This is a genomic window from Actinophytocola sp., from assembly GCF_050699935.1.
GTDB lineage: Bacteria > Actinomycetota > Actinomycetes > Mycobacteriales > Pseudonocardiaceae > Actinophytocola.
This window is the reverse complement of sequence record NZ_JBOHGB010000002.1, coordinates 144,367-163,164: the sequence shown is the minus strand read 5'-3', so window position 1 is coordinate 163,164 and position 18,798 is coordinate 144,367. Positions and strand designations below refer to the sequence as shown.

Annotated in this window: 19 protein-coding genes and 4 pseudogenes; 13 read left to right on the top strand and 10 right to left on the bottom strand. The window is 68.0% G+C overall.

Features of this window, described 5'->3' with window-relative positions:
• Positions 1–129: 129 nt before the first annotated feature.
• Complete coding sequence (locus tag ACRDTB_RS01840; RefSeq protein WP_431428064.1) at positions 130–561, bottom strand: nuclear transport factor 2 family protein; 432 nt, start codon at positions 559–561, stop codon at positions 130–132.
• A gap of 14 nt (positions 562–575) precedes the next feature.
• Between ACRDTB_RS01840 and ACRDTB_RS01835 the strand changes: the two genes are divergently transcribed.
• Positions 576–1,205 (top strand): TetR/AcrR family transcriptional regulator, encoded by a 630-nt coding sequence (locus ACRDTB_RS01835; protein WP_431428063.1) that lies wholly within the window; start codon positions 576–578, stop codon positions 1,203–1,205.
• A 174-nt stretch (positions 1,206–1,379) separates the two neighbouring features.
• Positions 1,380–2,015, top strand: a complete 636-nt coding sequence (locus ACRDTB_RS01830) for a hypothetical protein (protein WP_431428062.1) — start codon at positions 1,380–1,382, stop codon at positions 2,013–2,015.
• Between the two features lie 215 nt (positions 2,016–2,230).
• On the opposite strand, the gene ACRDTB_RS01825 is transcribed toward ACRDTB_RS01830, so the two are convergent.
• Positions 2,231–3,442: a L,D-transpeptidase gene (locus ACRDTB_RS01825; protein WP_431428061.1), complete on the bottom strand. Its 1,212-nt coding sequence runs from the start codon at positions 3,440–3,442 to the stop codon at positions 2,231–2,233.
• A gap of 197 nt (positions 3,443–3,639) precedes the next feature.
• Here ACRDTB_RS01825 and ACRDTB_RS01820 point away from each other — a divergent pair, with 197 nt between their 5' ends.
• The 3 genes and pseudogenes from ACRDTB_RS01820 to ACRDTB_RS01810 all read left to right on the top strand — a co-directional run.
• Positions 3,640–3,921, top strand: coding sequence for a metal-sensitive transcriptional regulator (locus tag ACRDTB_RS01820; protein ID WP_431428060.1), 282 nt, complete (start codon positions 3,640–3,642; stop codon positions 3,919–3,921).
• 28 nt (positions 3,922–3,949) lie between these two features.
• A pseudogene (locus ACRDTB_RS01815) lies at positions 3,950–4,157 on the top strand (heavy-metal-associated domain-containing protein).
• A gap of 23 nt (positions 4,158–4,180) precedes the next feature.
• Positions 4,181–4,438 (top strand): annotated as a pseudogene (locus tag ACRDTB_RS01810) (hypothetical protein); the annotation flags it as partial.
• Positions 4,439–4,907: 469 nt separating this feature from the next.
• Here ACRDTB_RS01810 and ACRDTB_RS01805 read toward each other — a convergent pair.
• Positions 4,908–5,537, bottom strand: a complete 630-nt coding sequence (locus ACRDTB_RS01805; RefSeq protein WP_431428071.1) for a response regulator — start codon at positions 5,535–5,537, stop codon at positions 4,908–4,910.
• A gap of 13 nt (positions 5,538–5,550) precedes the next feature.
• Positions 5,551–6,240 (bottom strand): sensor histidine kinase, encoded by a 690-nt coding sequence (locus ACRDTB_RS01800; RefSeq protein WP_431428070.1) that lies wholly within the window; start codon positions 6,238–6,240, stop codon positions 5,551–5,553.
• Between the two features lie 158 nt (positions 6,241–6,398).
• Here ACRDTB_RS01800 and ACRDTB_RS01795 point away from each other — a divergent pair.
• Positions 6,399–6,722: pseudogene (locus tag ACRDTB_RS01795) on the top strand (C40 family peptidase); the annotation flags it as partial.
• 147 nt (positions 6,723–6,869) lie between these two features.
• Here the strand turns inward: ACRDTB_RS01795 and ACRDTB_RS01790 are convergent.
• The gene (locus ACRDTB_RS01790) at positions 6,870–7,325 is read right to left on the bottom strand and encodes a hypothetical protein (RefSeq protein WP_431428059.1); all 456 of its coding nucleotides are present in this window, start codon (positions 7,323–7,325) and stop codon (positions 6,870–6,872) included.
• A 60-nt stretch (positions 7,326–7,385) separates the two neighbouring features.
• A complete protein-coding gene (locus ACRDTB_RS01785; protein WP_431428058.1) occupies positions 7,386–8,165 on the bottom strand; it encodes a hypothetical protein in 780 nt (259 codons plus the stop codon).
• A gap of 171 nt (positions 8,166–8,336) precedes the next feature.
• On the opposite strand from ACRDTB_RS01785, the gene ACRDTB_RS01780 reads away from it, so the two are divergent.
• Positions 8,337–8,690 carry a hypothetical protein gene (locus ACRDTB_RS01780; RefSeq protein ID WP_431428057.1) on the top strand — a complete coding sequence of 118 codons (354 nt, stop codon included), beginning with the start codon at positions 8,337–8,339 and terminating at the stop codon, positions 8,688–8,690.
• A 10-nt stretch (positions 8,691–8,700) separates the two neighbouring features.
• Here the strand turns inward: ACRDTB_RS01780 and ACRDTB_RS01775 are convergent, their stop codons facing one another.
• Both ACRDTB_RS01775 and ACRDTB_RS01770 read right to left on the bottom strand, forming a co-directional pair.
• Positions 8,701–9,102, bottom strand: a complete 402-nt coding sequence (locus tag ACRDTB_RS01775; protein WP_431428056.1) for a hypothetical protein — start codon at positions 9,100–9,102, stop codon at positions 8,701–8,703.
• A gap of 327 nt (positions 9,103–9,429) precedes the next feature.
• Positions 9,430–10,533 (bottom strand): cytochrome P450, encoded by a 1,104-nt coding sequence (locus ACRDTB_RS01770; RefSeq protein WP_431428055.1) that lies wholly within the window; start codon positions 10,531–10,533, stop codon positions 9,430–9,432.
• A gap of 83 nt (positions 10,534–10,616) precedes the next feature.
• Between ACRDTB_RS01770 and ACRDTB_RS01765 the strand changes: the two genes are divergently transcribed.
• The gene (locus ACRDTB_RS01765) at positions 10,617–11,183 is read left to right on the top strand and encodes a TetR/AcrR family transcriptional regulator (protein WP_431428054.1); all 567 of its coding nucleotides are present in this window, start codon (positions 10,617–10,619) and stop codon (positions 11,181–11,183) included.
• Positions 11,184–11,465: 282 nt separating this feature from the next.
• On the opposite strand, the gene ACRDTB_RS01760 is transcribed toward ACRDTB_RS01765, so the two are convergent.
• Entirely contained in the window at positions 11,466–11,609 is a 144-nt protein-coding gene (locus ACRDTB_RS01760) for a hypothetical protein (RefSeq protein WP_431428053.1), read from the bottom strand.
• A gap of 139 nt (positions 11,610–11,748) precedes the next feature.
• Positions 11,749–12,060, bottom strand: coding sequence for a hypothetical protein (locus tag ACRDTB_RS01755; protein ID WP_431428052.1), 312 nt, complete (start codon positions 12,058–12,060; stop codon positions 11,749–11,751).
• Between the two features lie 333 nt (positions 12,061–12,393).
• Between ACRDTB_RS01755 and ACRDTB_RS01750 the strand changes: the two genes are divergently transcribed.
• The 5 genes and pseudogenes from ACRDTB_RS01750 to ACRDTB_RS01730 all read left to right on the top strand — a co-directional run bounded on the left by ACRDTB_RS01750 (position 12,394) and on the right by ACRDTB_RS01730 (position 18,787).
• Positions 12,394–12,525: a hypothetical protein gene (locus ACRDTB_RS01750; RefSeq protein ID WP_431428051.1), complete on the top strand. Its 132-nt coding sequence runs from the start codon at positions 12,394–12,396 to the stop codon at positions 12,523–12,525.
• A 1,222-nt stretch (positions 12,526–13,747) separates the two neighbouring features.
• Positions 13,748–14,353 carry a hypothetical protein gene (locus tag ACRDTB_RS01745; RefSeq protein WP_431428050.1) on the top strand — a complete coding sequence of 202 codons (606 nt, stop codon included), beginning with the start codon at positions 13,748–13,750 and terminating at the stop codon, positions 14,351–14,353.
• 15 nt (positions 14,354–14,368) lie between these two features.
• Positions 14,369–14,854: pseudogene (locus tag ACRDTB_RS01740) on the top strand (carotenoid oxygenase family protein); the annotation flags it as partial.
• A gap of 268 nt (positions 14,855–15,122) precedes the next feature.
• Positions 15,123–17,840, top strand: a complete 2,718-nt coding sequence (locus tag ACRDTB_RS01735) for a molybdopterin-dependent oxidoreductase (RefSeq protein WP_431428049.1) — start codon at positions 15,123–15,125, stop codon at positions 17,838–17,840.
• The gene (locus ACRDTB_RS01730) at positions 17,837–18,787 is read left to right on the top strand and encodes an FAD binding domain-containing protein (protein ID WP_431428048.1); all 951 of its coding nucleotides are present in this window, start codon (positions 17,837–17,839) and stop codon (positions 18,785–18,787) included. The genes ACRDTB_RS01735 and ACRDTB_RS01730 overlap by 4 nt, the downstream gene beginning before the upstream one ends.
• The last annotated feature ends 11 nt before the right edge of the window (positions 18,788–18,798 follow it).

The following is an 18,798-nucleotide window of genomic DNA, read 5'->3' as shown; positions in this document are numbered from 1 at the left end:
ACCACAGACGGGGCGTTGTCTCGCTACGTGTTGTCATTCATCAGAAAACGCGCGATTAGCAGCAATAGCGGTCGTTCGACGGCAAGCCGATCTGGTCACGCGGACGGACAGCATCGTTGAGCGGTGAGGTCATTCCGTCGCTAGAGCCATCGCTGCGGGGTCCTGGTACTCGCGCCACAGCACGACGCGCCCGTCCTGCACCCGCACCACGACCACAAACGGTGCTGCGGCACGAAAGTCGTCGGCCACGCGGACTCCCTCCACCTCATATTCGATGACGGCGACCTCCGGGTCGGTTGTCTCATGGATGACCACGTCGCGCACATCCGTGAACCGGATGCGTTTGGCAAGCGCCTCCCGCCGCGGCGCGGCCGACGCTGCGAAGGCGTCCCGTCCCGCGATCCGGCGCGGCGCACCGGACGGGGCGAACGGTGCTTCGACCACACAGTCGTCGGCAAGCAGGGACTCCAGCCCCGTCGAGCTGCCTGCCAGCATCATGTCCCGGAACCGCTCGAACGCCTCCTTCGGCCCGGCCAGCGCCCCTCGATCCATTTCCCTCATCGAACACCCCTAACATGAGTTGTCACTCACGATCGTTGTCGCGACCTAGAATGATGAGTCAGCACTCATGTTGTCAACTGCTGGAGTCCGCCGTGTCTGAGTCACCGCTGCGCGCTGACGCTCGTCGGAACCGAGCCCGCATCCTGGCCGCTGCGACCGAGGTCTTTGAGGAGCACGGCACATCCGCATCAACAGAGGAGGTCGCGCGGCGAGCAGGCGTGGCCATCGGCACCGTCTTCCGGCACTTCCCCACCAAGGACGACCTGCTTGCGGCGATCATGAAGGACCTGCAGAGCCGACTTGCCGCAGAGGCCGACGCGCTCGCTGCGGAGGGCCGCCCGACCGCCCTGTTCACGTTCTTCGCCGACGTCGTCGAACACGCGGCCAGCACTCGAACCGTGGTCCACCTACTCGCCGCGGCCGGGACCGATATCGGCGTCGACCGCCAACTCACCGGGTTCGGCGAAGCTCTCGACACCTTGCTCGCGCGAGCCCAGCAAGCCCACACCATCCACAGCGACGTTCAACTTGATGAAGTGATCGCACTGCTCACCGCCGCCAGCCAGGGCGCACTGGTCGCCGGATGGACGCCCGAACTCCGCCACCGCACCGTCACCCGACTCCTCGACGGCCTGCGTCCCTAACCACGATCAACCAAGCCGCCGACGATCAGGAGAGCATCGGAATACGGCAAATGTCTCCTGAGACGGGACAGTGACTTGGCTGGTTACCTCATGATCAGCGAGACAAGCAGCGGACCGACTGTCTCATCTATCCGAGGCACCGCAGTTCAGCATGCGGGCCATGCCTCATGAACGATGAGACAGGACAGCGACGCCCTCTACCGAGCGCTGCGCACACACACCTGCCCGTCCACCTCCGCCGCGCGCCAGGCGGTGGCCGATCAGCGGTACGGGCCGCTGACGGTGCTGGAGGTCGAGGGCCGCACCGCGCTGCTATGGGAGGGCTACGACCTCGGCCTGGACACCTTGGCGCTGGACATGATGCACGCCGACTTCGACCTGGTCACCAGCCTGCTCGGCCAGCCCGACACCGTGCACGCCGCCGGTACTGGCGGCCCCGGTGGCCGCGGCTCGGCGGCCGAGGTCATCCTCGGCTACCCGCAAACCATCGCCCGGTGCGCCAGCTCGTCGCTGATGCCCCAGCCCTACGGGGTGCGCGGCGGATGGCGCGCCACCTTCACCGACGCGGTCCTCGAATACCTCATGCGCGCCGGGGCCACCAGCCAAGGCCCCAGCAGCCTCACCGAGTACACCCCCGACGGGGACCGGCTCATCGAACTTCCCGCCATCAGCCCCTACACGGCGATGATCGCCCACGTACTGGCCTGCATCACCGGCCGGGCAGACAACCTCATCGAACCCGCCAGCGCCCTAACCGCGCTGGAACTCACCCTGGACATCCACCGGCGCCTCACCCAGCCAATGGACTAGGCCGCCTCAGCGCGACCGATCGCTGCTCATCCCGCACACCTCGGCCAGGATGGGGGTCTGAGCACCTTCACTCGTACGTGGCTGAGCACGTTCAGGTGTACGCCGACACCCGCGGTCAAATCACACCGACATCGACACACCCCGCCGGCCAGGTGCGGTCACCTCGGACCAATAACCGCGGTCGGTTAACACGGACAGAGCCAGGGCCGGAAGGCTCAGTTCAGCGCGCTGCCCTTCACCCATTCCTCCCACGGGATGTTCCAGTCACCGAACCCGTCGGTGGGCTCGAGCTTCGTGGCCGTGTTGTGGATCGTGACGATGTCGCCGTAGCTGAAGTTGTCGTAGAACCACCGGCCGGCCTCGGGGCTGAGGTTGACGCAGCCGTGCGAGACGTTGCGGCGGCCCTGGTCGGCCACCGACCACGGTGCGGCGTGGACGAAGATGCCGCTGTTGGACACGCGTACCGCGAGCGGGATCTTCTCGTCATAGCCCAGGGAGGCGTCCGAGGGCAGGCCGTAGCTTTCCGAGTTCATCCGCTTGACCGCGTACTTCTCCTGCGCCACATAGGTTCCGCTCGGCGTGACGAACGAGATCTTCTCGCCGTCCTTGCCCGTGGTCGAGCCGTCGCGGCCCATGCTGACCGGGAACGTCTTGACCGCCTTGCCGTTGACCGTGACGACCATCTTGTGCGTCTTGTCGTCGATGGTCGCGATCTTCTCCGGGCCGATCGTGAGCTTCAGGGTCCGGTCGGTGTCGCCGTACATCCCGTTCCCCAGGTTCACGCCGTAGATCTTCGCGTCGACGGTGACCTTGGTACCCGGCTTCCAGTAGTCCTTCGGCCGGTAGTGCACGGTCCGGTCGTCCCACCAGTACCAGGAGCCCTCGGTCGCCGGCGTGGCGGTGACCTTCAACGCCCGCTCCGCCGCGGCCTGGTCTGCGGGCGCCTGGTCGAAGATGACCGCGATCGGCTGCCCAACGCCGACCGTGGTGATCTTCGGCGGCGGCAGGAACGACGGGTACACGGTCCCCGCCGGGCGCACCGTCGTGAACGACGACTCCTCCCGGACGGTCCTCCCGTCCTTGCCGCGAATCGACGCGTCGAGCGTGTAGCGGCGGTCGTAGCCGAGCGGCTCGGACGACGCCCACGACTTCTTGTCCCCGGACAGTTTGCCGCTGACCTGTTTGCCTTCCGGGTTGGTCAACGACACCTTGTCGATCGTGCCGTTGCTGGCCCGCACCGTGACCGGCTCGACCGGCGACACCTCCGTCGCCGCGTCCTTCGGCAGGAACTCGAGGCGTGGCTCGACCCGCGACCCTTCCTTCTTGGCCGACGGCTGCCCGGGATCGGTCGACGAGCACGCGGTGAGCACCACTAGCGCGGCAAGACCCCAGGCACCCAACCGCATCCACCGTGTCCGCTCGCCCACACCCTTCACCTCGCGCTCCGGTTCAGCTCAACCCACATCACTACGCACATTAGTAGAGACGCATTTCGCGGAGGCAGGTTCACTCGTCTCGCCACTGGCGCGGGACTACAAGACCTTGCTATCCCTACCCCCCTAGGGTATATGACAGGTCCGCGGCGGTGCCTCTGCCACTGGTGGGCGCGAGTGAGGAGAACGACATGCGGGGTTACACCAGCGACAAGGACGACTACCTCAGGCGGCTGCGGCGCATCGAGGGCCAGATCCGCGGCCTGCACCGGATGGTCGAGAACGACGAGTACTGCATTGATGTGCTCACCCAGATCTCGGCCGCGACCAAGGCACTGCAGTCCGTGTCCCTGGGCCTGCTCGACGAGCACCTCAAGCACTGCGTGACCGAGGCGCTCGCCGAGGGCGGCGACACCGCGGACGCGAAGGTGCGGGAGGCGAGCGACGCGATCGCCCGCCTGGTCCGGTCCTGATGAGTCCCAACACGGAAAGGAAGCCACGATGGCCGAGACGATCTACACGGCGACCGGTATGACCCTGCTTGCACTGCGCGAGCTCGGTGACCGAGGAGGTCAGCGCGATCGGGGGTGTGACCGACGTGTCGGTGGACTTACCGACCGGGAAGGTCACCGTGACCAGTGACACGGAGCTCGCCGTCGACGACGTGCGTGCCGCCGTCGAAGAGGCCGGATACCAGCTGACCGCGTAAGCGGCACAACCGAAGGATCAGACATGAACACTGCGGGGAAGTTCTCCGCCTACGGTGTAGTGCTCGCTCTGGTCGCCGTCGGCGCCTGGGCGATCGGCACCGCTGTCGGTCCCCTGAACAGCTCGGCCGACCCGGCTGAGGCGCACGGCGCTGAGGGCGCCGAGCATGGGGACACTCACAGCGCCATCGTCGCGGGGACCGCACGACCCGATGAGCCGGCCGGGCTCGCGTCGTCCAGGGGCGGCTACACCCTCACGCCCACTAGCACGACCGTGACCCCCCGGACCTCGGCGGCCTCAGCCGGGGTGTCGAGGGTCAACTCGTCGATTCACCGGCTCGGGCTCGCTTGTCGGGCGGCGTCGCGCGGTCATGCCGCCCTCCTACCAGTTAGCGAACCTCGCCTACAAGTGGTTGCATGACACCTTCGAACGAGGGGTCAGCGTCCACGTCGTTCTCGACGACGAGGACGTGCGGTTCAGCATCTCGCTCCGGGACCTGGTGGTGGAGGCTGGGCTCGCCGCCCCACAACACGTACGCACGGGCGCAAAGACATGGCGATCTCTGCAGCAGGCAGTCCGGTCACCTGCTGAGTGGCTCGACCGCCTGCACGCCCGCCCTGTTCGGTCCCGAGGCCCGCACCTTCCTCGCCAACGCAGGTGCCAAGCAACGCCGCCGCAACCAGCCTCCATCTTCGTGATCTTGGTGTGTTGATCTACGTGGGGTCGGCCGCTTCCTAATCAGTCGAGAGTCTCACGTGCGGCTGTCGCGAACCAGCAGTGCCACCTCGACGCGGTTGGCGCAGCCCAGTTTCGAGAGCACGCGGCTGACGTAGGTCTTGATCGTGGCTTCACTCATGTGCACGCGCCGTCCGATGTCGGCGTTCGAGAGGCCTTCCGCGACGAGGCCAGCGATCTCCGATTCACGGGCGCTGAGCACCGCTAGCCGTTCGGTCGCGTCCTGCCGCCGACCTGTGGTGGGTGTGACCATGCCGAGCACCAGCCGGGTGATTTCGGGTGAGAGGTAGGCGTCGCCGTCGTGCGCGGCGTGGACCGCGTGGATTAGCTCGTCGGGCGTGCAGTGCTTGAGCACGAAGCCGACCGCTCCGTTCTGCAGTGCCCGCAGCAGGTTGGGCTCGGTGCCGAACGACGTGAGCATCACGGCCCGCACCGCTGGTGCCTGCCGACGCAGCTCGTCGAGCGTGTCGAGGCCGTCGAGCACCGGCATCGTGATGTCGACGAGCGCGACGTCCGGGTGGAATCGCACCGCCTCGCGCACCGCAGCGCTGCCATCCGCCGCGGTCGCCACCACTTCGATGTCGCTCGCCGACTCGAGCACGGTGCGAATGCCGGCCGTGATGAGCGGCTCGTCGTCGGCGACCAGGACGCGGATCAGCTCAGCTCACCCCGGTCAGCAGGCTCGCGGGCAGCAGCACGAACAGCACCCCGGCCGTGGCGAGGCCGACGGCGGTCCGGAACCTGCTCGGGCGGGGCTGCGGTGACGTGTCGGGCTCGGCGACGGGCAGCATCGCGACGAGCCGAAACTCGCCGTCCGGGTGCAGGCGGTGGTCGAGGAACCCACCCGCCGCTTGCACCCGTTCGCGCAGCCCGGCGAGCCCGAAGCCGCCTGGGCTCGCGCCGTCGGCCGTGACCGGGTTCGACACGGTCAGTACCAGCGCGTCCGTCTCCCAGGTCATCCGGACCGCCACGGATCGGCCCGCGCCGTGCTTGGCCGCGTTGGTGAGCCCTTCCTCGACGACCCGGTACGCGGCGCGGTCGGCGGCGGTCGGCAACCGAGACCGGTCACCCTGCTCGTCGACCGTGACCTCAACGCCAGCCGTTCGGAAGTCTTCGACGACCGCGCCGACGTGGTCGATGCCTGGGCTTTCGTCCGGGTTGTCGTTCGTGGCGCCGCGCAGTGAGCCGATCAGCTGGTAGAGCTCGGTGACCGCGTCTCGTGCACAGTCCGCGAGTTCGCCGACGGCCTGCCGCTGTGCCGCTGGCAGCTCGGACACCTGCAGCGCGGCGGCTCGCACGGACACCAAGCTGAGCCGGCGTCCCAGGGAGTCGTGCATGTCGCGGGCGATCCGCAGCCGCTCACGCAGCTGCTCCCGCTCGGCGAGCAGCGCCCACGTGGCGCTGCGCCGCCGTGACGCCTGACCGGGCCGACCGCGGACGAATGGTCACGTTGCCCGGCTTCGAGCAGAGGAATAGGGCACCCCAGGAATAAGCCCCTCCGCCAGTCAACGGACCCGACGGCGGGCACGAAGGCTTCGACTGCTCCGGGCTGACCAAGGCGTCCTACGCCGCCGCCGGCATCGACATCCCCCGCACCGCACACACCCAGTACCACGCCGGACCACACGTCCCCGACGGCGAGCCACTGCTGCCCGGTGACCTCGTGTTCTACGGCGATCCCACCACCAAGATCCACCACGTCGGCCTCTACATCGGCGGAGAATTGATCATCCACGCACCGGACTTCGGCCAGACCGTCACCATCGCACTCCGCCGGTGGCGAAACGATGGATTTGCGGGCGCGACCCGACCGGCTGATTCCGTTGTGTAGGTTCCCATCACGGTTTTCGTTTTCCCGCTGATTTCGTCTGATCTTCGTTTAGGACAAAGTTCTCGGCTCATTGTGGCGAGGCTTGACCTGGCCGACCTGCGCGCCTCCGGGAACGCGGCGCAGGCCGCCCATGTTGGTTACGAAACGTCACATTCGGCCGCTTGCGCGGGTTGTGCTGGCCAGGTTTAAGACCCGTTCGGCGGGCTGCCAGTGCCTGGCAGCGATCAGCCGGTCCACCACCCCACGCAACTGCTGCGCGGTCACGCTCGGGGCGTCCACGCCGGGAGCCAGCCGGACCACCGCGCTCAGCGCGGTCCGCAACCGCTGGATTCCATCCGACCACGCGCCAACGCGGCATACCCGCTGCCACGTCCTCGCCGATGCTTCGCGACCAGCGATAACTCCGCGACAGACCGGGCCCTCCGCGCACAGCACCGCGTCGGACAGGTCGAACAACGCATCCGCTCGACGGGTCAACCACCGATGCAACTCGTACCGGAACCACGACTGGTCCCCACACGCACCGGCCACACCGGTGTCCCGCACACTGATCAACTGAAGCCCTTGGTGAGATCTTCTTCCCTCGACAAGAAGAATGATCAACCAGGGCTCCACCCATGATCAACCAGGCGTCCACTCCCGACCCCACGGTTAAAACTCAGGCTAGTCCGGGGAGTCGTCCACAGGATGTAGCCCGGCTGGCAGCTCGCCTGGCTCGGCAACGCGGGCGAGGTAGCGCAGCCCGTGGTTCATCGAGCTCTGCGGGCCGTGGTCGAGGTACTCGGTCCAGTCGGGCCAGGACTCGCCGCGCAGCCAGGCGTAGCACGCCAGGCCATAGCCAAACATGGGCTCGGGCAGGTGACCGACTCGTCGCATCCCGCCGTACCGGCCGGCGTGGTGGTCGAAGCTGGCGTTGGCGGCGAAGATGCCGAGTCCGAAGTAGACGGCCAGCAGGTCGGCCAGCTGCTGGTGGTCGCGACGCTTGGTGGTGATGCGTTCCTCCGCGAGGAGGCGGGTGTGGCAGAGGTCGCGCGTCAGCCGCGCCATCAGGTCGGTCGGCCGGGTGCTGATGTCGGGGTGGATCTCGATGACCCGGCGACCATTCTCCCACCGGTCGTGCCGGTCGGGCGCGAGGGGGCGGTAGCCCGGTTCGACCGGCCAGATGTAGCTAGCCTGCCTGACCAGCCCGCTCTCACCGAACGGGGTGATCTCCAGGGTGACCCACTTCGGGTCCACCGCGAGGTGCGCGCAGAGCCGGTCGAGCAGCTCCCGAACGTCGGCCTCTTCCCCGGTGAGCTCACTCGGGAAGAGCTCCGCGGTGGGCAGGACGGGGTCCGACCCGAGCGGGTCGTCGCCGAACTGCTCGCGGAACCACCTCATGGACTCCTCGGTCCAGTGCCCGGCCTTCTCGCCGACCGGGCACTTCCGGCTGAACAAACCCATGCGGCGACCGTAGTCCCCGGCGCTGCAGCGCGGGGCCAGTTCAGGCGTGGCCGTCGACGGTCACCTCGCCGATGGTCAGCTCCGGTGTCGCTTCGAGGATCGCGCCGAGGCGGTCGACCTGCTCGTCCAGCCCGCGCCGACACCTCGCGGTCAGCGAGCCGTCTTATGGACTTGGACCGGCTCAGCGATGACGTCGAGGTGGTGTCGCACGGTTACGCCGGCGCGCATAGGTTCACCAGGGACGCCGCGTGGTTCATGCTGAAACTCCAGGAGGAAGTCGGCGAGTTGACCCAGGCGTTCTTGATGCTGACCGGCCAGGCACGGGCCAAGGGCAACAGTCCACAGGAACTGGCCGACAGGTTCGGCGCCGAGCTGGCCGACGTGCTCTGCCACGTGCTGCTCCTGGCACGGCATCACGGAGTCGATCTCACGGACTGTGTCGAACGGACGTGGCTGGTGTGGCATCCCGACAGGGCCATCTCGACCGTTGCTGAGGTGGATGGGCAGGCCGTCACGGGGATGTGACGGCACTCGCCTACCGTTCGGCTGGTTTCTGCCCCGCTTGTGTCGGGTTCCGCGTCGCCGACGCCCGAGCCGACCAGAGCGTGGAACGGTTGGCGTTGGTGTCGAGGAGCAGGATGCGTTGGGTGAACAACGGCGCGGTGTCGGTGTCGAGCGCGACGATGTCGTAGTGGCTGGCGAGTTCGAACAGCGCGTAGGTCGTGCCGCGGATCGTGCTGCGGTCCGGGTCGGTGCGCGGGGAGAGGCCCTCGACCTGAATCTCCAACACCCGCTGCTGCGGCCAGACGACGATCAGAGTGTGGACGTGTGCGGGGATGCCACCGTCCTCGCGGAACGCGGCGATGTCGTCGGACAGCCGGACAGCAGCGGCCTTCGAGAGTGTGACCGGGTCCGGTGCCCGCAAATAGAAACCCATCGAAAATCGCGCCCTGGTGGCACCCAACGCGAACTCCGTGTGTTAGCGGGCAGGTATTCGACGCTGTTTCTTCCCGGCCGGGAAGGGTGGGCGTATTCCAGTTTGGCCGTGCTTGTCGTGGACCCGGGTACGGCATTCGCTCCGTGCCCGTTGCCGCCGTCGATTCGCCCCGCCACGCCGGGACGGTGCTTCGCCACAGCCACCCCACTGTCCGATTCGCTCGGGCTGACCTATGTGGAGGATCTCGCCCTTGACCTGCACGGTCTGCCGTTCGTCCACGCCTGGTGCGTCGACCTCACCACAACGGGTGATGTACGGCCATGGCGCTCACCATGCCACCGGCAGTGCGGTCAGCCCGCCGGTGAGCGTGCCGGTCCGCAGCGTCAGCTCGGACCGGGGTGCCGCCAGGCGCATGCCCGGGAACCGCGACAGCAGTCCGGTGAGCACCGAGCGCAGTTCGACGCGGGCGAGCGGTGCGCCGATGCAGTAGCGGGCGCCATGGCCAAAAGTCAGGTGCGCGGCAGCATAGCGGGTCACGTCGAGGTGTTCCGCCTTGGCGAAGGCCGTGGGGTCGTGGTTGGCCGCGTTGATGTCGAGGAGCACGAGGTCACCGACGCGGATGTCGGCGCCGTCGATCTCGAGGTCGACCCGGGCGTAGCGGGGGACGCCGCCGAGACCGCCGGTGTGCCGGACGCGCAGCGTTTCCTCGACGGCGCCATCGACGAGGTGCGGGTCATCGATCAAGGCCCGCCACTGGTCCCGGTCGGACAGCAGGAGCATCGTGCCAAGTCCGATCTGCACGACGGTCGTCTCATGCCCAGCGAACAGCAACGCCATGGCCAGCATGGCCGCCTCGTCGTCCGTCACGCCGTCCGTCGTGGACAGCTGGGCGATGACCCCGTCGTCGGGTTCGGCCCGCTTGCTGGCGACGAGGCGTCGCCCGTAGTCGAACAGGCTCGCCAGGCCACGCTCGGAGCGCGCCCGGTTTCGGGTGTCGGCGGCCTGCTCGGTCCGGGCACGGAACTCGCCGCGGTCCTCGACCGGCACGCCGAGCAGCTCGCAGATCACCAGGATCGGGAGCGGGACAGCGACCGCCTCGACGAGATCAGTCGGCGAACCGTGCGCGGCGAGGTCGTCGAGCAGCCCGGTGGTGAGCGTGTCGACCCGCGACTCGAGCGCGCGCATCCGCTTGGGCGTGAAATAGGGCTGGAGCAGCGACCGCATCCGCACGTGGTCGGCGTGCTCGGTGTCGAAGTCGCCCAGCGGGCCGCCGAACAGAGCGGAGTCTCCGGTACGGGCAGCGCTGGCGGGATCGGGATGGGCACGGCCGAGCCGCTCGTCGGCCAGCAGCCTGCGGACCTCCGCGTGCGCGGTGACCAGCCAGCCCTCGTCGCCAGTCGCGGTACGGAACCGCCGGATCGGAGCGGACATCTCACCTCCTTGTAGCCACAAGTTTGTATATCCAGACGTAAACAACACTATATGTATACTCGACAGTAAACAAGGAGGTCGAGTTGGCGGAACCGGTACGCCGCATGCCCCGCCCGCAGCGTCGTGAGCAGATCCTCGAAGCCGCGACCCGAGCCTTCGCAAGTGCTGGCTTCGCCGCGACCGGCCTGGACGACGTGGCCACCGAGGCCGGCATCACCCGGGTGATCCTCTACCGGCACTTCGACTCGAAAACCGACCTCTACCGCGCGGTCCTGGACCGTGCTTGCGCGCGGCTGACCGACGTCGTCGGCAGAGACGACTACGACGAACACACCCTCAGCGCACTCGTCCAAGCCGCAGCCGCTGATCCAGACGGCTTCCGCCTGCTGTTCCGCCACGCCGCCCGCGAACCCGAGTTCCGCGACGTCACCGACGCGCTCGCCGCCACCTCCACCGAGGTCAGCCACCGCAACCTCACCGCGACCCTGCCCGACGGACCCTGGACCCGCTGGGCGGCCCGGCTGCTACCCACCCTTACAACCGAAGCAGTCATCGCCTGGCTCGACGCCGGCCAGCCCGACCCGGACCAGGCCGCCGACCGCATCGCCCAGGCCGTCCACGGCGTCATCGCCGCGGCGGCCCAGCACTGAAGAGCACTGCGGAGTCCTGATGAGACTGTCCTGTTCTCGACCACAGGCACCGCATGCCCGGGCTCATGGCTGCCGGCCCGACCGAGAACGAGGTATGCGGGATGACGGTCGCCGTGAGGGCGGCACTGCGTAGCGACGACGCCGGCATCCGGTGCAGCGGGAAGCGACGGGTCAGAACGGCCAGTGGTGACCGAAGCGTGGCGCGAGGCGGCGGTCGAGACCTCCGGTCCGACCGGCGGGAACGACGATGACCAGCGCGAGGGGGAAGAGGTCTTCGGCGGGTTACTCCCAGAGATAGCCACCCGCGGGCCAGGGCATGACCCAGATCGGGGCGATGAGGAGCAGGCCACCGACGGCCGCGAGCTGCGTCGCGATGCCGAAGACGAGGCCGACGCCGATGGCGAGTTCGGCGACGGAGAGCGCCACTTCTCGGCGCGTGCTGATCGGCCACCGTGGGGCTGTTGATTTCCGGACAGTGACCCACGCGGCGGGGATGACGCGGCCTTGGGGAGAGATTTCCTGGGCGGCAAGAAATTGACGCTTCTGCTATCACCTGTCGGAAATGTCACGCCTGCCAGTCCCCGACACGGTCCCAAGCCGACGACAAACCCCTCGCATTTATGTTATGCCAGTTAATCAATTCATAGTAGGCGTCCTGCATTTCCGGCAGGCCTCCGCGGGCATGCAGAAGTTTTCCTATTTCCCGCACGCGCTCACTATCGCGATAATCGGTCTCATACCCAATCTCGACCAATTCTCGAACCAGAGGGTCCAGTAAATCTGTCGGCGTTCTCGCAGCTATCCGCCCTGCCTCGCGCCCGGCCGCAACCTTCTGTAGTTTGGCAATAGCGCGCCGCTCACGCCACCCGTTGAACATGTCTTCCTTCCTCGCCGCAGGCGAGGGCTGGCTGTGGCCTCTAGGCCCATGCCCGCTCCGACCCCGGCGCGGCGCGCTCGACCAGTGACCGAGTCTCTCGTTGACGACAGCAATGCGGACCGTTGACAGGAGGATGCTATCGTGTTCGGCCACAGGCTTGACGGGCGACTTAGTTGAGCTTCCGCACGGAGGATGCTTGGAGCATCCACGCCGGTCGAACGTGAACATCCAAGCTGATCTCCGGCACCGTCCGGAACCATCGACTGAGAGACGTTCTCGCTGTGCTCGCCGAACGCCGCTTTCGGCGCGCTCGTCCCACCGAACCTGCCCGCCATGCTCGGCAAGCTCAACGCCTTCTACACCTGGAGCATGCAATACGCCGAACGGCATCGCTGGGCATCCGCCGCCCCGGGGAATACCACGCCCGTCGAATACCGCTACTCCACCAGCTACCGGGCGTCGTAGTAGTCTTCCGTATCGATTTCATTTCTCACCAAATTTCGTCCCGTGTGGTCGGACCGAAGTTCGGTGGGAATTGGTTTGCAAACCGTTGCGCAAAATCGGGCCAGCCGATCACGCGGCGGGCGAATTTCAGGGCGTACGATCTTCGCTCGACCATCTCAGGGCAGCGCGCCAGGAGCGCCGGCAGGTGCGTCGATAAATGTCACCGATCTGCCGGTATTCGGATGCTGGGAATCAAGTAGATCGCGCGGTACGCCTCCGGTGCGGGAGGTTGTGGTGTTCGGTCGTGCGGGAGCATTTGACGGGACCGCCCGAACGCATCGCACTCGAAGTGGTCTACTAGAAGCTCTGGGAGGGCAACCACCGGAAGGAAGATCGTCGAGTGTTCGTACTCGGGGTCATGGCGGATCTCCTGCTTGAACGGGCCAACCGCCGAGCAAGGCGACGTCGTCGGCGTGCCGGGGTCAGCCCCGGGCTCGATGCTCGGCTGGCTGAGTTGTATGACCTCGCCTCCGCTGATGTTCGCATCCGTCGCCTTCTCCGATGGCGGAGGCGCCGCCGCCGCGACATCCGCTCGAGGCTGGTCGTCGCCCTTGCTGAGCTCTGTGAATCCCAGCCCGACATGGCGCGCCGGCTGACGATCGCCATCCGTTCGCTAGACCACGCAGGAATTCCGGGCGAGCCGGCGCAGGGCACCTGGGGCCAGCTCCAGCCGGCGCCGCCGTGGGCGGGCCAAGAGGAGTTGGTTCCGCCTTGGTCCGGCTACCAGGCGCAAGGCGCCGAGGTGTTCGATGATTGGCCGCCCAGCCGGGGCGATGGCGCGGGCTTTCCGCAGGGTTACCCACGGCGCGAGGGTGCCCGGCCCGAGATGTTCGGCAATCTGCCCGCCGAGCCACGCAGCCCGGACCGCGGGTCCACCGGCCACGTGCCGCAGGCGTCGGGCGAAGAGCGAACAATCCCGCTGCGCGGTCACGGGCACGATGGTGGTCGCCCTCCGGCGGACGACGCCCTGGCCCGGCCATCAGGCCCATCGCCGGCGGGGCGCAGCGGGTGGGTCCCTCACACCGGTGAATCGGAAGCTGATGGCCGGCGCCAGTACATCGCTAAGAGGCGGGGGGATGACTCAAGTGACGACCAGGGTGGCCATTTTGCAGACCGCGCCGACTGGGCGGCTCCGCTGGACCCGGCGAGCGCCGTGGGTAGCGTGTCTGCGTCGAGTGGCCGGATGCTGCCGGCCGAGGCGCCCAACCCGGTCCTGCCGCAGAACCGCGGCGCCGATCCGGATTCCCAGGAGCAGTGGGCCAAGCAGGGTCCGGATCAGGGTTATGCGGCGTATCCGGCGCTGGCCGCCCCTCGCGGGCAGGCTGGCCTGCGGTGGCTGGTTGCCGGGATGCCGCAGCGGGCACCGCTGTTGGCTGATGTCAGCCTGGTCGTGCGGATCGTGATCGACCGCTACGGCCGGCTGCTCGGTCGCGTCCGCGGTCTCGACGCCGTCACCGAGCCACTGTTGGTCTCTATCCTCACCGACAAGGTCGCCCGCGAAGACGAGATCAATCCGCCCGGCCGCAAGCGTTCGTGTCCGGAGACGACCGATGATGGCCACATCACTGCACACCACGTCGACGAGCTACGCGACGGGTTTCGCCGACCAAGACACCGAGCTCACGATCCCCTCACTCGACGTCGAAGGGGTCATACCCCTGTGGTTGTCGGGAACGCTCGTTCGGAACGGCCGGCCCGCTTTCGCCTCGACGACAAGACACTCAACCACTGGTTCGACGGCTTGGCGATGCTGCACAAATTCGACCTCGCCGACGGCCCGGTCGGGTAGGCCAACAAGTTCCTCGATACTCCGGCTTACCGCGCGGCCGAAGACGGCCGGATGCTGTACTCGGAGTTCGCCACCGATCCGTGCCGGTCGCTGTTCAAACGCATCACCCAGACATTCACCGGCGGCCCACGCTTTGGCGCCAACGCCTACGTGACAGTCGGTGAGATCGCCGACGACTTCGTGGCGCAGACCGAGGTCCCCATGCCCGTCGCCTTCGACAAGGCGACCTTGGACACGATCGGCGTGGTCGACTACGACGACCAGCTCAAAGGCGATGTGACCACCGCTCACCCGCACTATGACCGGGACCAGCAGGCGTCGTACAACTACCTTCTCAACTTCGGGGGTCACGTCCGCCTACGGCGTCTACGAACTGCCCAACGGAAGCAGCACGCGGCAACTGCTCGGCAAGCCCACCGCGAAGAAACCGTCGTACATGCACAGCTTCGCCATCAGCGGCAGGTACGCCATCCTGATGGAGTTCAAGCACTTTCTCCTTGACTCGCATGGCGGTACCGCTTTGTCGCTGGAGCAGCGAGTTTCGGCGCTGGGCCTGGTGGTGGCGCTCGGTTCGTTGCGGCTGGATGCGTTGGTGATCGGGTGTGGCGTCTGGCCGACGCGGCTCCGCCGGTGCGTGTCGTGCTCGATGAGCCGGGATGGAGCCGTTCGTGGTGGACTTTGCCGTCGAGCTCGCCGCGATGGTGCGGTCACACCTGACGAGATAGCTGTCCGGTAGCGTAATGACCCTGGGTCAGTTATGGTGCGCGGCATGAGTGAGTCAGTGCGGGTGACGGTGAACGCCCAGCCGCGAGAGTTCGAGCCCGGACCGGATGAGACCGCGGTTGAGGTGCTTCGCGACCGGCTCGGGCTCACCGGGACGAAGCTGGTGTGTGGCGCTGGGGTGTGTGGCGCCTGCACGGTCCTGCTCGACGATGAGCCGGTGGTGAGCTGCCTGCTTCCGGCGACCTCGTTGGACGGTCGGGCGGTGCGCACGGTCGAGGGCTGGTCTGAGGGTTGCGGACCCGGGCTGCATCCGGTGCAGCGGGCCTTCATGGACTTCGATGCGCTCCAGTGTGGTATGTGCACGCCTGGCTTCGTCACCGAGGGGATCGCGTTCTACCAGCGGTGGTCGCGTGAGCGGGGACAGCAGGAGCCGACCCGCGGCGAGGTGGTTGAGGCACTGGCCGGCCATCTGTGTCGCTGTGGCGCCTACCCGAACATCATCGCCGCGATCCAGGCCGCCTGCGCTGGTCGAATCGCAGCGACTCCGGCCCGTGTGGACGCCGAGGCAAAGGTGTCCGGCCGTGCCGTGTACACCGTCGACGTCAGACGCGAGGGCCAACTGGAAGGCCGCGTCCTGCGGTCGCCCCACGCGCACGCGCGGGTGGTCCGACTGGATCTGCGCGCGGCCAAGCAGGTGGCCGGAGTCCATGCCGCCGTCGAGTTGGTGGGCGTTGATCGTCGGGTCCGTTACGTCGGTCAGGAGGTTGCGGCGATCGCCGCCGAGGACCGGGTGACCGCGGAGCGGGCGCTGGAGGCGGTCGAGGTGGAGTACGACGTGCTGCCCGCGGTCATCGGCGCGGTGTCGGCGCGGACTCCGGGAGCCGTCGAGGTCTGGTCGGGTCGGCGCAGGCAGCCGCCCAGCTCGGCCGAGGGCCCGCTGTTCCCCACCCCGTGGCATGGCAACGCGCGGGGGCCGACTGCGTCGTTCTCCGCCCGGCCGAGGAAGGCGCGACGGTTGATCGCCGCGGCACGTTCCGCCGGTGATCCGCTGCTTGTCGAGGGGGTCTGGCGCACGGCGGCGCAGGTGCATACCGCGTTGGAGCCGCACGCGTGTGTCGCGCACTGGGCGGCTGGCTCGCTCACGGTGTGGGTGTCCACTCAGGCCTGCGAAAGGATCGCCGAGAAGCTCACGAAGCGGTTCGGTTTGCCACGCGAGCGGGTGACGGTCGTTGCTGAGCACGTGGGGGGAGCGTTCGGGGCCAAACTCGAGCTCACCCCGGAGACCGTGGCGGCGGTCGAGCTGTCCCGGCAGGCCGCAGCGCCGGTTCGGGTCGTGCTCGATCGGCTGGAGGAGATGACGGTCGGCGGGCACCGGCCGGCGGCCGAGATCCAGTTGACCCTGCTGCCGGCGCGATCCGGCGAGCTCAGCGCGCTATCGGTCACGGCGTACGGCGATGCCGGTGTGGCGGTCGGCTCGGCAATCGCCGGCCTGTGCCGACTGATCTATCCGACCAAGGCGAAGGAATTGGTCGACTTCGACGTCGTCAACCACATGCCACCGGGCCTGCCGTTCCGCGGGCCGGGTGGGGCCGTGGCCTGCTGGGCGTTGGAGCAGGCCGTCGACGAGGCGGCGGCTCGGCTGGGCGAGGACCCGATCGTCCTGCGCCGGCGCTGGGATCCCGATCCGTTGCGCGGCAAGCTCTATCGGTGGGCCGAAGGGCTCGAGGCGTGGCGCGGTCGTCCCACCGGCGGCCAGTCCGGACGGTTCCGGCGCGGGGTCGGGGTGGCCGCGGGCAACTGGTTCTACTGGTACCAGTCGAAGTGCCGCGTGGCGGTCGGCGTCCGAGACGGCCGACTCACCGTCGCGACAGCCACCCAGGACATGGGCACCGGCAGCCGGACCGTGCTGGCCCGGGCGGTCGCCGGGGCATTCGACCTCGACCCGATGAGCGTACGGGTGCGGGTCGGAGACTCCAGCCTGGAGCGGGGCCCGATGTCGGGCGGCAGCCGCACGACAGCGACAGTGGTACCGGCGGCGCTGGCCGCCGCCCACAAGCTGCGTGAGCGGTTGGTCAGGGAGGCTGTCACCCGGTTTGGGGTGCGCGCGCCGGTCGCCGAGCCGGCCGGCCTCCGCCACGCGGGCGGTCTGCTGTCGTGGGCAGAGGTCATCACCGCCGTCCCGGACTGCCAGGTGGTCGCCAGCCGACCGGACGACACCGACACGCGCCGCCACGCTCCGCGCCCGTACGCGGGAGCGGGGCCGGCTGGTGCCGGGCTTGACTGGGCTCTGAGGCTGCTCGCCGGTCTGCGCACCGGTCGGGGATACACCGGGGCTGTCCATGTCAGCGAGGTCGAGGTCGACACGCTGCTCGGCCGGGTCCGCGTCCTGCGGGTGTTCGGTGGGCTCGCCGTTGGCCGTCTCGCGGCACCCGAACTCGCTCGTAGCCAGGCCGCGGGCAGCATCGTGCAGGGCGTCGGGTACGCGCTGTATGAGCAGCGCCGGAACGACCCGCATACCGGCGTGGTTCTCTCGGCGGGCCTGGAGGACTACCGCATCCCCGGCATCGGCGACACTCCCGAGATCGAGCTGCATTTCCTGGAGGAGGGCTTCGAGCACGTTCCCGGTGGCGGCGTGGGTCTCGGCGAGATCTCGACTCTGCCGGTCGCCGCTTCGATCGGCAATGCCGTGTTCAACGCCACCGGCTGGCGGCCGTACGAGCTGCCGATTCGCCCCGACCGCCTGCTGGAGGGTCTGCAGTCGTGATCATCATTCCGCAGACGCCGGACGAGGCGTCCGGTTCCGTGGGCGAGTTCCGCGCCGGCGGTACCGACCTGTCCGAGCGCCGCCGCAGCGGCATTGCCCGGGGGTCCATCGTGGACCTTCGCGACCTCGAGGATCTCGACCGGATCGAGTGGAACGCGGGCGCCGCGCATATCGGTGCGCGGATCAGGATCGCGACCGTGGCGCGTGACCAGGCCGTCCACGGTGCCTACCCAGGCCTCGCCGCTGCGGCGGCCGCGCTGGCGACGCCGCAGATCCGGGCGGTCGGCACCCTGGGCGGAAACCTGTTGCAACGCAACAGGTGCTGGTACTACCGGCACCCGGCGACCACCTGTTTCAAGAAGGGCGGCGACTCCTGCCCCGCCCGGGACGGCGATCATCTCTACGGTGTGTGTTTCGACCGCGGCCCGTGCGTCGCTCCGCACCCATCGACACTCGGCATGGCGCTGCTGGCCTACGACGCGACGGTCGACATCCACGCGCAACCCAGCCGCACTATCAGCGAGCTCTATGGCGACGGCGCGGACCCGACTCGCGACCACCTGCTCGAGCCGGGCCAGCTGCTCACCGGGATCACGGTGCCACCACCGGTGACAGGGGAACGCGCCGCCTATCGGCGGGCCATCGGCCGCGCCCGAGCCGAGTGGCCGCTGGTCGAGGCGGTGGTACGGCTCGTCGCCGACGAGACGATCACCTTCGCCCGGGTCGCGATCGGCGGAGTGGCGCCAGTTCCGCTGCGCCTGCCAGCCGTTGAGGAGGCACTCGTCGGACTGCCGGGCACCGACCGAACCTTCCACCAGGCAGCCGAACTCGCCACGACCGAAGCGAACCCGTTACCCATGACCAGGTACAAGGTCAACCTCACTCACGCGACCGTTCTCGACACACTTCAGCGCGCCCTGCGAGAAACCACAGACACGCCGAGATGAAACAGGAGGAG

Coding starts and splice junctions, on each gene's coding strand:
- ACRDTB_RS01750 (WP_431428051.1), top strand. CDS start 12,394: ATGCTCGGCAAGCTCAACGCCTTCTACACCTGGAGCATGCAATACGCC.
- ACRDTB_RS01775 (WP_431428056.1), bottom strand. CDS start 9,102: ATGGGTTTCTATTTGCGGGCACCGGACCCGGTCACACTCTCGAAGGCC.
- ACRDTB_RS01735 (WP_431428049.1), top strand. CDS start 15,123: ATGAGTGAGTCAGTGCGGGTGACGGTGAACGCCCAGCCGCGAGAGTTC.
- ACRDTB_RS01770 (WP_431428055.1), bottom strand. CDS start 10,533: ATGTCCGCTCCGATCCGGCGGTTCCGTACCGCGACTGGCGACGAGGGC.
- ACRDTB_RS01745 (WP_431428050.1), top strand. CDS start 13,748: ATGCTGCCGGCCGAGGCGCCCAACCCGGTCCTGCCGCAGAACCGCGGC.
- ACRDTB_RS01840 (WP_431428064.1), bottom strand. CDS start 561: ATGAGGGAAATGGATCGAGGGGCGCTGGCCGGGCCGAAGGAGGCGTTC.
- ACRDTB_RS01785 (WP_431428058.1), bottom strand. CDS start 8,165: ATGGGTTTGTTCAGCCGGAAGTGCCCGGTCGGCGAGAAGGCCGGGCAC.
- ACRDTB_RS01830 (WP_431428062.1), top strand. CDS start 1,380: ATGAGACAGGACAGCGACGCCCTCTACCGAGCGCTGCGCACACACACC.
- ACRDTB_RS01755 (WP_431428052.1), bottom strand. CDS start 12,060: ATGTTCAACGGGTGGCGTGAGCGGCGCGCTATTGCCAAACTACAGAAG.
- ACRDTB_RS01835 (WP_431428063.1), top strand. CDS start 576: ATGAGTTGTCACTCACGATCGTTGTCGCGACCTAGAATGATGAGTCAG.
- ACRDTB_RS01820 (WP_431428060.1), top strand. CDS start 3,640: ATGCGGGGTTACACCAGCGACAAGGACGACTACCTCAGGCGGCTGCGG.